The 13,574-nt window shown below is 47.4% G+C and carries 18 protein-coding genes; 5 read left to right on the top strand and 13 right to left on the bottom strand.

Annotated features, from left to right (window positions below):
* The first annotated feature begins 23 nt into the window (after positions 1-23).
* On the top strand, positions 24-719 hold the full coding sequence (locus MKY22_RS06775) for a dihydropteridine reductase (protein WP_341087676.1): 696 nt from the start codon (positions 24-26) through the stop codon (positions 717-719).
* Positions 720-845: 126 nt separating this feature from the next.
* The gene (locus MKY22_RS06770) at positions 846-1,625 is read left to right on the top strand and encodes an HAD-IIB family hydrolase (protein ID WP_215147917.1); all 780 of its coding nucleotides are present in this window, start codon (positions 846-848) and stop codon (positions 1,623-1,625) included.
* Positions 1,626-1,678: 53 nt separating this feature from the next.
* On the opposite strand, the gene MKY22_RS06765 is transcribed toward MKY22_RS06770, so the two are convergent.
* Positions 1,679-1,945 (bottom strand): hypothetical protein, encoded by a 267-nt coding sequence (locus tag MKY22_RS06765; protein ID WP_341087671.1) that lies wholly within the window; start codon positions 1,943-1,945, stop codon positions 1,679-1,681.
* A 165-nt stretch (positions 1,946-2,110) separates the two neighbouring features.
* On the opposite strand from MKY22_RS06765, the gene MKY22_RS06760 reads away from it, so the two are divergent.
* Positions 2,111-3,217, top strand: coding sequence for a citrate synthase/methylcitrate synthase (locus MKY22_RS06760; RefSeq protein ID WP_311247214.1), 1,107 nt, complete (start codon positions 2,111-2,113; stop codon positions 3,215-3,217).
* Positions 3,218-3,500: 283 nt separating this feature from the next.
* Here the strand turns inward: MKY22_RS06760 and MKY22_RS06755 are convergent, their stop codons facing one another.
* From MKY22_RS06755 to MKY22_RS06725, 7 genes are all read right to left on the bottom strand, one after another.
* Positions 3,501-4,058, bottom strand: coding sequence for a DUF1349 domain-containing protein (locus tag MKY22_RS06755; RefSeq protein ID WP_251137927.1), 558 nt, complete (start codon positions 4,056-4,058; stop codon positions 3,501-3,503).
* 103 nt (positions 4,059-4,161) lie between these two features.
* Positions 4,162-4,689 carry a general stress protein gene (locus tag MKY22_RS06750; RefSeq protein ID WP_341087665.1) on the bottom strand — a complete coding sequence of 176 codons (528 nt, stop codon included), beginning with the start codon at positions 4,687-4,689 and terminating at the stop codon, positions 4,162-4,164.
* Positions 4,686-5,732: a DUF871 domain-containing protein gene (locus tag MKY22_RS06745; protein ID WP_341087663.1), complete on the bottom strand. Its 1,047-nt coding sequence runs from the start codon at positions 5,730-5,732 to the stop codon at positions 4,686-4,688. The genes MKY22_RS06750 and MKY22_RS06745 overlap by 4 nt, the downstream gene beginning before the upstream one ends.
* Positions 5,733-5,815: 83 nt before the next feature.
* Entirely contained in the window at positions 5,816-7,189 is a 1,374-nt protein-coding gene (locus tag MKY22_RS06740) for a PTS transporter subunit EIIC (RefSeq protein ID WP_149427152.1), read from the bottom strand.
* Between the two features lie 12 nt (positions 7,190-7,201).
* Complete coding sequence (gene murQ / locus MKY22_RS06735; RefSeq protein WP_341087660.1) at positions 7,202-8,095, bottom strand: N-acetylmuramic acid 6-phosphate etherase; 894 nt, start codon at positions 8,093-8,095, stop codon at positions 7,202-7,204.
* A 444-nt stretch (positions 8,096-8,539) separates the two neighbouring features.
* Positions 8,540-8,968: a BsuPI-related putative proteinase inhibitor gene (locus MKY22_RS06730; RefSeq protein ID WP_341087658.1), complete on the bottom strand. Its 429-nt coding sequence runs from the start codon at positions 8,966-8,968 to the stop codon at positions 8,540-8,542.
* 36 nt (positions 8,969-9,004) lie between these two features.
* Positions 9,005-9,958 (bottom strand): SMI1/KNR4 family protein, encoded by a 954-nt coding sequence (locus MKY22_RS06725; protein ID WP_251137689.1) that lies wholly within the window; start codon positions 9,956-9,958, stop codon positions 9,005-9,007.
* Between the two features lie 156 nt (positions 9,959-10,114).
* On the opposite strand from MKY22_RS06725, the gene MKY22_RS06720 reads away from it, so the two are divergent.
* Complete coding sequence (locus tag MKY22_RS06720; protein ID WP_214729714.1) at positions 10,115-11,026, top strand: EamA family transporter; 912 nt, start codon at positions 10,115-10,117, stop codon at positions 11,024-11,026.
* 3 nt (positions 11,027-11,029) lie between these two features.
* Positions 11,030-11,491, top strand: coding sequence for a hypothetical protein (locus MKY22_RS06715; protein WP_214729713.1), 462 nt, complete (start codon positions 11,030-11,032; stop codon positions 11,489-11,491).
* 78 nt (positions 11,492-11,569) lie between these two features.
* Here MKY22_RS06715 and MKY22_RS06710 read toward each other — a convergent pair whose 3' ends face one another.
* The 5 genes from MKY22_RS06710 to MKY22_RS06690 form a co-directional block, all read right to left on the bottom strand.
* The gene (locus tag MKY22_RS06710; protein WP_341087657.1) at positions 11,570-12,046 is read right to left on the bottom strand and encodes a glutathione peroxidase; all 477 of its coding nucleotides are present in this window, start codon (positions 12,044-12,046) and stop codon (positions 11,570-11,572) included.
* 73 nt (positions 12,047-12,119) lie between these two features.
* Positions 12,120-12,338 (bottom strand): hypothetical protein, encoded by a 219-nt coding sequence (locus tag MKY22_RS06705; RefSeq protein ID WP_029341406.1) that lies wholly within the window; start codon positions 12,336-12,338, stop codon positions 12,120-12,122.
* 41 nt (positions 12,339-12,379) lie between these two features.
* Entirely contained in the window at positions 12,380-12,787 is a 408-nt protein-coding gene (locus MKY22_RS06700) for a cytidine deaminase (RefSeq protein ID WP_029341405.1), read from the bottom strand.
* On the bottom strand, positions 12,784-13,257 hold the full coding sequence (locus MKY22_RS06695; protein WP_214729711.1) for a GNAT family N-acetyltransferase: 474 nt from the start codon (positions 13,255-13,257) through the stop codon (positions 12,784-12,786). The genes MKY22_RS06700 and MKY22_RS06695 overlap by 4 nt, the downstream gene beginning before the upstream one ends.
* Before the next feature lie 25 nt (positions 13,258-13,282).
* Positions 13,283-13,573 carry a hypothetical protein gene (locus MKY22_RS06690; RefSeq protein ID WP_214729710.1) on the bottom strand — a complete coding sequence of 97 codons (291 nt, stop codon included), beginning with the start codon at positions 13,571-13,573 and terminating at the stop codon, positions 13,283-13,285.
* Position 13,574 lies beyond the last annotated feature (1 nt).

Below are 13,574 nucleotides of genomic sequence, written 5' to 3'. Positions count from 1 at the left end.
TATATGGAAATGAGGAATGAATGATGCAGATCGATTGGCTACCCCTAGAACAAGTGACGCAAGAGGGCGAACATACCTATACTTTTCATTTAAAACTTCCAGATGGTTTCGTTTGGGAGGAAGGCGCCCATACGCATATGGCGCTAGAAGGTTTTAATGCAGGCGAAAAGCCGAACCGCAGTCTGATTCGGCATATGTCGATCTCGACGCTCCCTCATGAAGAAACGATCGGCATCACGACGCGGATCAAACCAGAATGTTCCGTCTTTAAGCAGACACTTCGGCAGCTGAAAATGGGTGAGAAGATTGCTTTGTTTAAGACGCATTCGAACATTCCACTACGTCGGGAAAATCGTACGGTGTACTTACTGTCAGCAGGCGTCGGTTTGGCAACGTTTCGACCAATCATCCTGCAACATCAGGCTGACAGAAGTGGTATTCCGCACATGCACTCGTTAAATGTCGACTCGGCGCGCACTGAACTATTCAAAACTCAGCTTCCTTCGCACGAGCAGTTTAGCCCTGCTTATGTAGAGAGTCGCGCTGCCTACTACGATGCTGTCAAAGCGATGACAGCGGATAAGGAAGGGTTGTTCTACATCGTTGGCAGTGATGAATTTCTCCGAGACACGATTGACGTGTTGCAGACTGCTAACATTCCGGCAGCACAGATCATGATTGATAAACGTCAGGACCAGCGAGATACGTTTTTTGTATAAGGTACCAATGATTAGACTTCAGCATTGACTGGAGTCTTTTTTTGTTTTCTCAAAATAAAGAATTGGTATGTTATCTGTAAATATTTGTTATGATAAGTGCATCAACTGACTTTTGGAGGGTTGCTTATGAATTTTGTATTTGATCTCGATGGAACAATCTGTTTTAAAGGAAAACCGATGTCTCAAGACATCGTACAGGCGCTTCATGCAGTTGAGAACGACGGGCACCGTGTGATTTTTGCTTCAGCACGTCCTATCCGTGACATGCTACCTGTCATTCATCCTTCATTCCATGATCATATCTTAATCGGCGGAAACGGATCGTTGGTCGCATCGGAACAAACAATCGTTCAATCAAAATCGTTCGACGATCGTGAGCTTTCTTTTATCACAGAATTACTCGACAAGCATAAAGCCACATATTTAATCGATAGTGATTGGGATTATACATATAACGGACCGCAAGACCATCCTATTCTGAACAATCTAGATCCGGGTAAGACGGCACAAAATGTTCCGCTAGCTCACCATGATCGAATCATAAAAATCCTCATTTTGAGTGCCAACAATCTGAAATCCTTAGAAAACGAGCTGCTTCGAATGGATGTCGTTGTTCATTATCATGGATCGGAACAAGTATTGGACATTAGTCCGACCACCATCAATAAACGGACTGCTTTACAATCACTCGGGATCGAGAGCGAGGGATACATTGCTTTTGGGAATGACGCGAATGATATCGAGCTATTCAAAGGAGCACAGTATGCGGTCATGATCGGAAGCCATAAATCACTCCGTTTTTACGCAGATCACACCATTGACTCCACCAGTCCTTTAGAATCTCACATAGTCGAACAAATCAGGCATCTAAGCCAAAAATACGTCTATTCCACGTCGTATTCCTAAATAACGCCTGGTGAAATTTTCGGATCAATAGTTAAATCTCTATCAATAGTTACTCATCCAAAGAGAAATACGATGGGTAAGAATAATCCGCCCATCAAGAGCATTCCTACTAAGACAGCGATACTCGATTTGAAAACCGACAGCGTTTGTTCCTCTAGTGGCTTGAGCCGTTTCACAGGAATGAGCATGGTCAATGAAGCAAAGACTAATGCAAGCGGCTCAAGAATCGTTCGGCTCACTGAAAAGAAAATATCGATCATTAAAAAGACATGTAATACAAAGAAAAATCCCAATAAGCGAATGATCATTTCTTTATTCATATGTACTCCTTCATGGTTACTATCTATTTGATTTGTTTCATGAAACAGAATGCCCTCTAATTATAGCGCTTCACAGAATAATTTTGGAAACGCATTCAAATAACTGGTGATTTGGTATCGTTGTAAGTCATACTGACAGTAAATATTAGAAAAGGAGTGTTGAAGATGGAATACAAAAAAGGACTCGAGGGCATCATTGCCGCTGAAACACAAATCGGTTTAGTCGATGGAACATTAGGTCACCTTATCTATCGTGGACACTGGGCAAAGGAACTCGCATTATCCTATTCATTCGAAGAAGTGGCGTATTTCATCTGGAACGGTGCGTTCCCGACTGAAGCGGAACTGGTCACATTCAAGGAACAGATGACGAGCTACCGTGAACTTCCTTCTTATATTAAGACGATTCTCGATACATTGCCGAACGAGATGGATGTCATGAGTACGATGCGAACAGCAATCTCGGCACTCGGCACACCCGCTTTCGCTTGGCCACCGACAATTGATCAAGCGATGCACGTAACAGCACTCTTGCCATCGATCATCGCCTATAAATATCAAAAAAATCAAGGCGCTGACTTCATCGAACCGAATCCGGAACTCGATCACGTCGCGAATTACATCTATATGATTAAAGGACAATTACCAAGTGACGTCGAGATCAAAGCGCTGACGGCGTATCTGATTCTAACGATTGAACACGGTATGAATGCTTCGACGTTCGCTTCCCGTGTCGTCGTTTCGACGGAATCGGAAATAATTTCTGGCGTCTGTGCTGCGATTGGCTCCATGAAAGGACCGCTTCATGGTGGTGCCCCGTCAGAAGTCATTGAGATGATTAATGAGATCGGAACGATCGACAACATCGAACCGTGGATTCGGAACAAATTAGAAAAAGGCGAAAAATTGATGGGCTTTGGTCACCGCGTCTATAAAACACGCGATCCGCGTTCAGAAGCCTTGAAAGTCGTCTCAAAGGGTCTCGCACAAGAGAGCGATTGGTTCAACCTGATTACACAAATGGAGCAAACAGCGATCGATTTACTCGAGGAATACAAACCGGGTAGAAAACTGTATACGAATGTTGAATTCTTCGCGGCAGCCGTCTTAAAAGGACTCGACATTCCGAAAGAACTGTTCACACCGACGTTCACCTCTAGCCGTATCATCGGCTGGACGGCACACATCCTCGAACAATCGCAAGACAACCGGATCTTCAGACCTCAATCGTCATACACAGGACAGATGCCGGAACAAGCAGCTAAGTTTTGATTAGTCTCTAGTTACGATCAAAAAATGAAGCTGACTCAAAAAAAGAATGACGCGTCTTTTCACGCCCTTTCCTCAGGCGAGACACAAGCCAGTTTTCCTGCTCCGTTGAAGCAGGAAAGCGGGTCTTGTTCGTCTCTGACAGCGCATAAATGCGCTTTTCCTGTAGGAGTGGCGCGAAACGCGTCATTCTTTTTGTTACGAGATAAGGATGGCAGATCATCATTCTGCCATCCTTATCTTTGTAGAGACTGACTTTTGAGTCAGCCCCATTTGCTATGGCGTTTTATTTAACGATAGTTTCTAATGAGAAATCTAGTACTTCCACTTCACACCCTGCGGCTTCTACATCCGGACTACACGCATACGGTCCGATCTTCAAATCGGTCACGTCATGTAAGTGTGCGATCCGGAGTTGCTCTTTGTGCTCTCCTGTTACGTGATACAACGTGACATCTTGATTGAGATAGTGGAGTTCAAAGACAAGCGGTGCATCAAATAGTGTGTTGTCGACATCCCGACACGACCAGTCCGAGTACCCAAAGCTCGTCACGACGGCACCCAGATGTGATGGACCATCCGGAATGAACTCAGCCGAGACTTTCACCCAGTGATCGTCATTCACATAAAGTAAAATCCCCGCTTGATCATATGTAGCATTCGGTTTTAATTTCACTTCAATCCGGCATTTGAATTCTCCATTTGGAGCATCCTGCAACAACGCATGCCCCGTCTGACGATTAAACTGATAATGTGTGTTGCGCCAAAAATCCGTATCCGGATCCGTCATGAAGCGTAACGGTGTCTCTTCTTTAATACGCGACGGTTGATTGAGCCAATTCATCAACATATCCTCCTTTTTCTCAACGCCCTCTTAATTTCCGTAACTTTCGATAGCCACGAATGAGCATATCGAGCATACAATCCCTCCTATTTTCTATGAACCCTCAGACTACTTTACGAAGTCGTTGCATATCCTTATTCAATGCTGATCGTTTCAAACGTCTGTTCCGTATTAAGTATTGCACATCTGACCGGTTATCGTACATCAGTTGGATATGGAAATAATTGATATATTCAAGGATTGCGAAAATATATAGAAACAAGGTGATTCGTATTCCATACACCGGAAGCTCAGATTGAAAACGAATCCAGTCGATTCCGAACGCACACGCTGTCAGAACGATCAAAGCCAGATTGATGACACGACAGTGACGTAATCGTCGGACGACCGGTTCTCGGGTAATTGACGTTCCTTCCTTCTTCAGACGCCTTGACTTGCTGTACCAATACCAAGCTCCTTGAATCAACAACAGCTCAAACAAAAACAGTGACATCCAAAAGGCACTGAGTTCAAATAATTGAAGTTGCGGAAAGACACGATTACCAAACCAGCTGAGTGGTAAAATCGTGATGACCGTGAACAATTCCCCTCGGTATAGATAGGCGAAGCGCTCGGCAACGATCTGCCTCATGGCGCCACCCAGTCAATCCGGAATTTACTTCCTGGACCAAGCTGTGCGATCAATGGTTGATCGGCCTCAACGACACGTCCGAGAACGTTGACTCGCTCATCCGCAGGTAGATTACGTTTCGTGATTTGAACCTCGCCCGCGTATCGCCCGTAGCGTTCATTATCAATCGTGATTGTGCCAAGCGGGCGGGCAGACGGATCTTGCGGTGTTAGATCGATCGTCGACGGCTTCATCCGCGACTCGACGGACCGAATGACATCCCGCGCCGGATCAAACCGATTCGTTTCCGTCTCTCGTTGTATCTGTCGTCCGTTCGCCACGGCTCGGAGGAGGATGATTCCGTCTTGCTCTGCTTCGAATTGCCGAATCGTCGCCTCCGTCAATCGTGGATCTCCGACGAGGATTCGATCGACGGTCGATTGTAAATCGATATAACTGGCGAACGGTGACGCATGCCGGTGTTCTTCAAGTGTCGGTAACGTCTCAAACAACGGTCCACGGAGTGTCTCGTCACCCGGTATGAATGCTTGAACCCGTAATCCTTGCGCCTGCAACCAAGCATTCTTTGCATCAAACCACGTCCGGTCGAGTCCTGTTTCCGGTCGCGGATAAAAATTATGCCACGCTTCCGTGTGATCGATTCGCAGACCCTGTGCCTTCATCTCCGTTAATTCATCTGCTGTTAACGTACTAGCGTTCAGCGCGACCATCATTTGGTTCGATAACGTCGCGATTTGCTGCGGGCTGATGCCGTAATCAAGACGCAGTCCAGTGACGCCCCAGTCCGTTAACGTCGCTGCTGTCTCCCATGTCTTGCCGAGCGTCGCGAGCGACGCTGGTGCGATGTCCGCCACGAGTTCGAATCCGAGCTCACGTGCTAAACGACCGAGCGCTTGCAAGCGTTCGACGTACAGTGAAGAATCGTCCTCGGGAATATGTAGCGATGTAAAGAGCGACGTAAAGCCAACAACACGCATCCGCTGTAGCCACTCGCTCGTCTCGTCTGTGATCGGTTCACTTAAATAGATTGATAATCCTTTCATCTACTCACTCCTTCTCTTTATCTACTTAGGGAAAAAGCAGCTGATTCCTTCTTTTTCGAAGGATTCAACTGCTTTTCAATACCTTAAATACCGTCTGCCATCTCTTCTTTGAAACCGAACCAATACGTGAACAGGAATCCTGCCGCGTACGAGATGACGAGACCACCGATGTACGTCAAGTACATTCCGTTGTCGATCAACGGTGTCAATGACAAACCGGATACGCCGACTCCAAGCGCCGTCGTCTTCATCGTTGCTTGGAAGGCACCACCGACTGCTGCGCCGAGACATGCCGTTACGAACGGACGACCGAGCGGCAACGTAACACCGTATAACAACGGTTCACCGATTCCGAGGAATCCGACCGGAATCGCCCCTTTGATGATGTTACGCAGGCGCGGATTGCGCGTCTTGACGAAAATCGCCATTGCCGCCCCGACTTGACCCGCTCCTGCCATCGCAAGAATCGGTAAGAGTGGTGTGTTACCAATCGTGTTCAAGAACTCGAGATGGATTGGTGTCAATCCATGGTGGAGACCGACCATGACGAGTGGTAGGAAGAAGCCAGCCAGCACGGCTCCGGCGAGTGGTCCACCGACCTCAAGCACGGCATTGATTGCTTTCATGATACCGTCTGACAAGAGTCCAGCAACCGGCATGATCGCATAGAGCGAGGCAAATCCGACAATCAGCACCGTAAACAGTGGCGTAAAGATGATATCGATCGATGCGAACATGAAGCGACGGATGTGTTTCTCAAGATACGTCATCAACCACGCAGCGAAGATGACACCAAACAAGCCGCCCCTGCCTGGAACGAGCGGTTCCCCGTAAATTGTGATGTCCGCAAGCACGGGGTTGAATAGAATTCCACCGGCAATCGCCCCGAGCACCGGTGTTCCGCCGAACTCCTTCGCCGTATTCCAACCGACAAGGATTGCGAGATATGCAAAGACCGTCCCACCGATCAAGAGTAAAATCTGCATCCATGTCTGTGTTGCATCGACACCCGCATTTTTCGCGAAGTTCGCACCACCGTTGATGATACCGGAAGCAACAAGACCCGGAATGAGCGGAATGAAGATGTTCCCGATTCGGCGCAAGAAGCGTTTGAACGGAGACTGTTGTTTTGCTTTTACTTTTTGCCGTTCGACGGCAGCTCGTTCTTCTGGCGTCAAGTTCGGATCAACGGACTCTTCTCCGATCGCGAGTCCTGTTTCGCGACTTAAGTGGTCTGCTACCCGATTGACCGTTCCCGGACCGACGACGATTTGTAACGTCTCGTCATCGATGACCCCCATGACCCCATCAATCCGCTTTAACGCATCGATATCTGCTTGCGTCGGATCCTTTAGCGATAATCGAACCCGCGTCATACAGTGCGCAAGCTGCCGGAGATTATCTTTTCCACCGACGTGCTCAAGAATCGCGTGTGCCAGCACTTCTTCCTTCTTCATCGTGTTTCCCCCTTAGAGTGCGTCTCGGACAAATCCGTTTGCATGTTGTAATCGTTCGACGGCTTCCGTATACGAAACATTCGCGAGAATCATGACGATCGCCGTCTTGACGTGCCCGTGTGCTTCACTAAAGACACGCTCCGCCGTTACGGCATCGACTCCTGTCGCCTCACGGATCATCCGCTTCGCCCGAATCTCCAGTTTTTCATTCGTTGACTGGACGTCGACCATCAGGTTTTGATAGACCTTGCCGACACCAATCATCGCCGCCGTCGAAATCATGTTCAAGACGAGCTTTTGCGCTGTTCCAGCCTTTAGTCTTGTTGACCCCGTCAAGACTTCCGGACCCGTTTCGACTTCGATCGCATAACGCGCGTGCTGACTGATGACCGCATCCGTGTTGCAAGAAATCGCTGCCGTCACCGCTCCGACTTCCTTCGCGTAATCAAGACCACCGATGACATACGGCGTCCGCCCGCTTGCTGCGATCCCGATGACCGTATCACGCGCTTCTAGCTGGAGCGCTTTCAAATCGTCGACGGCAAGCGTCCGACTATCCTCTGCCCCCTCGACCGCCTTAATTAACGCGCGTTCGCCGCCAGCAATCAAACCAACGACCATGTCTGGTGAGACCCCGAATGTCGGCACACATTCTGCCGCGTCAAGAATCCCGAGTCGTCCGCTCGTACCAGCACCGATGTAAATCAAGCGTCCTCCGTTTTTGAATGATGCAATGACGTGTTTGACGACTTCCGCGATAACGGGAATTTGTTCCCGAATGACCGTCGCGACCGTTTGATCCTCGGCATTCATCACGCGCAACACATCTTCGACCGACATATCGTCGAGATGCATCGTGCGCTCATTTCGACGTTCCGTTGCTAACTGATCTAACATCTGCTTCACCCTTTCTGTTATCCCTCCCTTTATTATACAATTAAGAAATTTTAATTCAATATTTTTTATTTAATTTTGAAATTAAATTTCTATATACAATAATAAAGTTCTTTTCTTCTTTTTCAGGATGGATCAGCAGATTTCCTGCGGGCTTCGCTGACCATCTCTTTTGAAAAATCGAGTAAGGAACAGACTTGGTCGCGACCGATTGTTTCAAGGAGCAATGGGATTCGTGGACCTAGGGTTGATCAATCGTCAGTTGATAGAGCAGCGTCGCATAGTATCATTGATAAACAAAAAGCTGATTTTCACCCGTTAGTTGCCTAAAGGACAAAAATCAGCTTCCTATGAAACCACTTTTTACATCTCATGTTACTAATAGCATCATTCGTACCGGAACCTGCATGAGGCTCTAAGATATTTATTGAAGAAGTCGTTCACCAGAGGCGTAAATCATTTTAATTTCTCTTCCATATCCTCTACCGAACTAGAACTGTCGCTATTCTTTTCTTTCTCCTCAACGAGATATTCGATATCATATGTACCCGGCTCGATCGTACCGCCTTGTACCGTTTGTTTGAGAACGACGGTTTCTGATGCTTTGACGCGTTTCTTTTGTTGGCTTGTTTTACTCTGTTGCTTTCTTGAATCGAAGACGACAGTCCTTGATTTGCTCTCACGAACGATGACATTCAACAAATGCCCAGAGCGAGCTACGACATCAAATGCATGGTCTCCTGTGTTCGTCAATTTGTATTCAAAGACGAGTCCCTCTTTCGTAGTCCCTTTGAAGGATGTCTCATTCGTCTCACTCCCACTTTGCGGTTGAATCATACAACCGCTCAAACAAAGTATCATGGGGAATAACAACCATTTTTTCATCTGTAAAACTCCGTTCTGTGTGAAGAAATTTCTGAATCATTCCCACCCTGGGAGTGGGCGAGGTGGCTCCTCGACGAAAGCACGATATCCATCGAAGCTCAGTCCTTGACGTTGCGGATTATGGTTGCGAATCAACGAGTCACCCGTCTCGTCATCGTTCTGCCAAAATCGGTGTTCTTTTTGAAAGACCATGATCGATGAATACTGAAATCTCTCTGCCATTAGATATTCCCGAACCGATTGCATCACTTTTTCAAAACACGAATCCGAGTCGTAGCTACTGCCAAGACGTTCTTTTTCTTGTTTTCCTTCGAAAATCTTAACCGAGAAACAAGCATTTTTCTTCGCAATCGGATACTCGATTTCAACGCGAACCGAGTCGACGAAACGAATTGGTCTAGGTTTGCTCACTTCCTCTTCGGAATTGTAGTCCTCTACATAATAAGCATCTGTTGCAATCGAGAAGTCCTTGAACTCCCAGAACATATCCCCTTGCGCAATGATCGCATATTCAAGAAACGTGCCGAAGTTCTGTCCGATTGGGTCAGTTTCCTCTGTCGACAACTCATGAAACATCCAGTGCATATACGGCGTCTCCTCCGTCTTCGCATCTTCCGTATGGATCAAGACGTATCCTTCGTTCATTTCGCCAATCATCAAGAAATGATCGTAGTCTTCATGGATCAGGTCGTCCTCTTTAGCCTGGATCGTCAATTCAATGACTTTTTCAAGCGGATAGAGTTCGATGCCAAGACCTTGAATCATGAACAACTCCGCTCCGTCATGTAAACGAAGGAATGTCTTATATTCACTTGGTAACGTTAACTTGAACTGTTTTTCAAACGACTGAATCGCCTGTTCCGTCACCGGATCATTCAGATTGAATTGAGCGACTCCTGTGTCGTATCGCCGCTGAATGAAGGTCGATCCGTGATTGATTTTTTGTGTTAAGACGTCAAGTATTGCTTCGATTTGGTTCATTTGTTTCATGGGTCCCCATCCTTTTCACCTTCACATTCGTGAATAATACGATTTTACCCTATACACCATACCATTTTTTCAATTATTTGGTGTATTCCATTTTACTCTTTCTGTGGTATTCTCGTTCTAATATCATTAAAAAAATTGCATTCGAAGAGGTGACTCATGTCTAAATCATCATCGATGTTGCTCATATTACTTGCTGCGATCTTTTGGGGTACGACGGGGACCTCACAAGCCTTTGCGCCAGAAGATGCACACCCGATTGCAATTGGTGCCGTTCGTCTGGCTGTCGGCGGACTGTTCTTACTCTGTCTCGTTCTCTTCAAAGGAACGCTGACGTTACGCGACTGGCCACTGCGGACGATTTTACTTGCTGCCGTCAGCATGGCAGCTTACCAGCCCTTGTTCTTCTCGGCTGTTTTAATGACGGGTGTCGCCGTCGGTACCGTCGTCGCGATCGGTAGCGCGCCGATTTTTTCCGGATGTATCGAGTGGCTGTTCCTAAAAAAACGTCCGGCGTTGCTGTGGTGGGCTTCAACCGGATTATCGATCACCGGTTGTCTGTTGCTTCTGAACAATCAAGGAACGGTCGCAATTGATCCAATCGGAATCGTCCTCGCACTAGGTGCCGGACTATCGTTTGCCGGGTATACATTCGTCAGTCGAGACCTCGTCAAGACACACGCGCCGCTGTCGGTCGTTGCCGTCATTTTCACGACGAGCGCTGTTCTGTTGTCACCTTTACTCTTCTTATTCGATCTCTCCTGGCTGTTCACGTCACGTGGTGCCGGAATCAGCCTCCATCTCGGCGTCGTTGCGACCGGGCTTGCTTACTGGTTATTCGCAAAAGGGCTATCGAACGTACCGTCGTCGACTGCCGTCACGCTCTCGCTCGGTGAACCATTGACGGCTGCTTTGCTCGGTGTGTTCGTCCTCGGCGAACAGTTAAGTGGCACGGCTTGGTTCGGGATCTCGTTATTGTTACTCGGTATCGTCTTATTAATCAGTTCGTCTCGCCTAGCAACGCGCCAAACCGTTTTGATAGAAGAGCGACAAACTCGGACAGGAGGCTAAATCATGCAAGAAATCACGCTTGAAAAACTGCAGTTTCGCGAGGATTACAACATCGGACTCGATCAGTTCTTGATGGATGTCGCAAATGGTAACAGATTGATATTTCATTTCCGTGGGCATACGGAGGAGACGATGGTCATCGTTGGTGACTACAGTTGCAATTACTTCCGATTGACCTTCGAAGCGGATGCGATTCTGCTTCGTTCACCGGACCTCTATGAACTAAAAGAAGATGTCGAGATCAATCCGATTCCACTTCTGACGCTGACCGATTCAAAGCTACTGACGTTCGCACGTGAAATGATGGGACTCGATCCTACAAAAGACTGGATCCATTACTGGCTCCGGGCGTTCGAACAGGATTTTCATGTCTTGTCTCCCCGGCCACCAGTCTTGATCGACCTCGGACATAAACGAAGTGATGCGATTGTCACGTATTCATTTGATTCGTTCAACGCTGAATGACATAAAAAAGCCCTACCTCGCCAAAGGTAGGGTATTCGTTCGTCCCGCCCAACGGCTCGCGCCGGACGGTTACTATGATTATAAATACAAAGATAGCGTTCTTTCAACTGACTGGACGGAATCGACCGGACTGAACCGACGTACGACACGTCCTTGGCGATCGATTAAAAACTTCGTGTAGTTCCATTTGATTTTCGACGACAGCAAGCCGGACTGTTCTTTCTTCAAGAACGTATAAAGCGGATGCTCGTCCGGTCCATTGACGTCGATCTTCTGAAACATCGGAAACGTCACGCCATAGTTCAGCTGACAGAACTGCATCGTCTCTTCCTGACTCGCGAACTCCTGCTGATTGAATTGATCGCACGGAAAGCCAAGCACCGTGACTCCCTGCTCGTCATATTTATCGTACAATGCCTGCAGTTCGCCAAGTTGTTTGACGAGCCCACATTTGCTTGCCGTGTTGATGATCACGAGGACTCGTCCAGCATAGTCACCTAATGAAACAGTCTCGCCCGCTGCGTTTTGTACGGTTGCATCGTATACGGTTTGCATGTTTCCCAGCTCCTTTGCCCCGAGTATAAGACAAAACGCGCACCCTGTCGTTTTCAGGCATGCGCGTAATGCTTTACCAGATCGTCTCTTCTTTGTCGCTCAGTTTGATGACGAACGGTAGGATCAAGACGAACAAGAGACTGACGTATCCGAGCGATAAGTAATGTTGCGAGTCTTTCGAGATGTATTGCTTCACGCCGCAGTTCGGACATGCTTTCCCATGTTTCGCAAATCCGACAGCAAGCACTTCTTTTGTTTTGAACTTATACTGGCAATTCGTACAACGTACCATCTGATCATCTCCTTCTCATTACATACGTTTCCTCTTATCATTTACGTTTCAGTCGAATAAGCGTGTGACCAATGATAGGGTTGAAGCTCTTGGAGTGATTTAAACAGAATGGTTTGTTCAGAGTTCGTCACTGCCGCTAGGACGTCCGGTCCAAAATAATTCAATCGTTCCTGACAGACTCCACACGGCGTCAAAATTTTAAAAGATGCTTGTTCGTCATCCCGAACGACACACATCGTATGCGTGATGCGGCAATTGAGTTTGTGTGCCTCAAGAATCGCTCCGGTTTCTATGCATAACTCGGTCGAAGCGTTCAATACTTCTGGCGCCACGCTCGTCAAGATTTGACCGTCATCGGTCGCCATCGCTGCTGCCCCACCCCATCCATTCGGATATCTGCTATTGATCAAATTCGTCGCTGCCTCGAATAATCGTTGTTCGATTGTCATGATATCACTCCTATCGATAAACGCATTTTCAAAAATTCATAGCTTCCACCGTTCGTCGCCTGTTGGAACCGTTCTACTGGAAGGAAGCCACTTTTCGTATACAAGCGAATCGCCCGCTCGTTGAATGTCGCGACAGCTAATTCGATTTGTTTAGGTGCATACCGGTCCATGATGAACGCAAGACCGGCTTCTAAAAATGCCGTACTATTTCCTCGCCCGGTCAAGTCCGGCCGCATGCCAAGCCCGACGTCAACGACGTCTGCGTTTGGTTCAAATACATAATAGCCAACCAATTCTTCCCCATCCAACACAGCAAAATAATGTTCCGTCCGCTTTGCTGGATCGAGAAATTCTACTAAATCTTCTTCGTCATTCGGCATATCATAAAATGCAAACGCCCCGTCATATTGCCACTCGTAGGCGACCTGTTCCGCCTGTCGTTGTGTCAGCGGTGAAAATGTATAGCTCATCAGGATTCAGCTCCTCTTTGGTTCGTTAACGAGATCGATTCTTTCGGTAGTCTAACAGTAGCGGCAATACATTTAATCCGATCGAGATGAACGTCAATACCCACAGTGCCCGCTCCATGCCCGGTACGACGTCCTGTAACGCTGCCCAGTCCTCCCGTGCCACGAATTCCGCAACGAGTCGGTATTCCGCGCACAGCGTCAGTGCCGTCAAACTTAGTCCGAGCACCATCAGAAAACGATAGTCCTTACCGATCACATAAAAGATAATATTCAGTGCCGTAAATCCAATCGCCAGTAAACCCAGAATGATCCACATT

Source organism: Exiguobacterium sp. FSL W8-0210, assembly GCF_038006045.1.
GTDB lineage: Bacteria > Bacillota > Bacilli > Exiguobacteriales > Exiguobacteriaceae > Exiguobacterium_A.
The sequence above is the reverse complement of the archived record's forward strand: the minus strand, read 5'-3'. Positions and strand labels throughout refer to the sequence as shown.